General features: G+C 56.9%; 1 protein-coding gene. It reads left to right on the forward strand.

The window, feature by feature from the left end:
• Positions 1 to 91: 91 nt before the first annotated feature.
• Positions 92 to 1,699 (forward strand): carboxyl transferase domain-containing protein, encoded by a 1,608-nt coding sequence (locus tag B4U49_RS00615; RefSeq protein WP_078082671.1) that lies wholly within the window; start codon positions 92 to 94, stop codon positions 1,697 to 1,699.
• The last annotated feature ends 111 nt before the right edge of the window (positions 1,700 to 1,810 follow it).

Genomic DNA, 1,810 nt, shown 5'->3' on the forward strand with positions numbered 1-1,810 from the left:
AACATCCCTGTTTTAGAAGGTCTGGCAAACCTGCACCGGCAGCAGCACCTTCGCATCCAGATTCTGACTACGAATTGGCCTCGTATTTTTTATGAATCAGATTCAGAGCAAGATTAATTCCCGAGATCCAGCGTTTGCGGAAAACCGCGAACAGATGCAGAAAATCGTCGACGACCTGCGGGAAAAGCTGGAAACCATTTCCAAGGGCGGCAGTGAACGCGCGCGGGAGAAGCACGTTTCCCGCGGTAAACTGCTACCCCGCGACCGTATCGACACCCTGCTCGACCCGGGCAGCCCGTTTCTGGAATTCTCCCAGCTGGCGGCCTACGACGTATACGGTGAAGATGTACCAGCGGCGGGCATCCTGACCGGTATCGGTACCGTTGCCGGCCAGCCGTGTGTGATCGTTGCCAACGATGCCACGGTAAAAGGCGGCACCTACTATCCGCTGACGGCGAAAAAGCACCTGCGTGCACAGGCTATCGCCGAGCAGAACAATCTGCCGTGTATTTACCTGGTGGATTCCGGTGGTGCCAACCTGCCGCGCCAGGACGAGGTGTTCCCGGATCGCGAGCATTTCGGACGCATCTTCTTCAACCAGGCCAATCTGTCCGCGAAGAATATTCCGCAGATCGCGGTGGTGATGGGTAGCTGTACTGCCGGCGGTGCCTATGTACCCGCCATGGCGGATGAGTCCATCATGGTGAAGGAGCAGGCTACTATTTTCCTCGCGGGTCCACCGCTGGTAAAAGCGGCTACCGGTGAAGAGGTTTCTGCAGAAGAGCTTGGCGGTGCAGAGGTGCACTGCAAGACGTCCGGGGTTTCCGACCACTTTGCAAACAATGACACCCATGCGCTCGAGTTGGCGCGCAGGTCTGTTGCGCGCCTGAATCGCATCAAGAACCCGGGCCTGGATATTCAGAAACCGGTGGAGCCGATTTATCCGCCGGAAGAGATCTACGGCATTGTACCCAAGGATTCCCGCCAGCCATTTGATGTGCGCGAAATTATCGCGCGGGTTGTGGACGGTTCCGAATTCGACGAATTCAAGGCGATGTACGGCACCACACTGGTGACCGGTTTTGCGCGGATTCACGGTTACCCCGTGGGCATCGTGGCCAACAACGGCATCCTGTTTGCTGAGAGCGCACAGAAAGGCGCGCACTTTATCGAGCTTTGTGCACAGCGCAATATTCCCCTGGTATTCCTGCAGAACATCACCGGTTTTATGGTGGGCAAGCAGTACGAAGCCGGCGGTATCGCCAAACACGGGGCGAAAATGGTGACCGCGGTCGCCACTGCAAAAGTACCCAAGTTCACCATCCTGATCGGCGGTTCCTTCGGTGCCGGCAACTACGGCATGTGCGGACGCGCCTACGATCCCAACTTCCTGTTTATGTGGCCGAATGCGCGGATCTCCGTGATGGGTGGCGAACAGGCTGCCGGTGTACTGGCGCAAGTCAAGAAAGACCAGATGACAGCGCGCGGTGAAGATTGGAGCGAGGAAGACATCGCCAAGTTCAAACAACCGATCATTGACGACTACGAGCACCAGGGTCATCCCTACTACGCGTCTGCGCGTTTGTGGGACGACGGTGTGATCGATCCGAAAGATACACGCACCGTGCTGGGACTGTGCCTCGCTGCTGCCACGCACAAAGAGCCCGAGGAAACGAAGTTCGGGGTCTTCCGGATGTAATTACTGTGTCGGAGTAAAACTCTCGAAGCGAAGGTTCTGATAGCGTGGCTACTTTGTGGGACCTTCACCGGCATGGATGCCGGTGCAGAGCTTACAGGGATGTATTCACAG

The organism is Microbulbifer mangrovi, from assembly GCF_002009015.1.
Taxonomy (GTDB): domain Bacteria; phylum Pseudomonadota; class Gammaproteobacteria; order Pseudomonadales; family Cellvibrionaceae; genus Microbulbifer; species Microbulbifer mangrovi.

Excerpts from the sequence above, each read along its gene's own strand:
- B4U49_RS00615 (WP_078082671.1), top strand. The coding sequence starts at position 92 with ATGAATCAGATTCAGAGCAAGATTAATTCCCGAGATCCAGCGTTTGCG.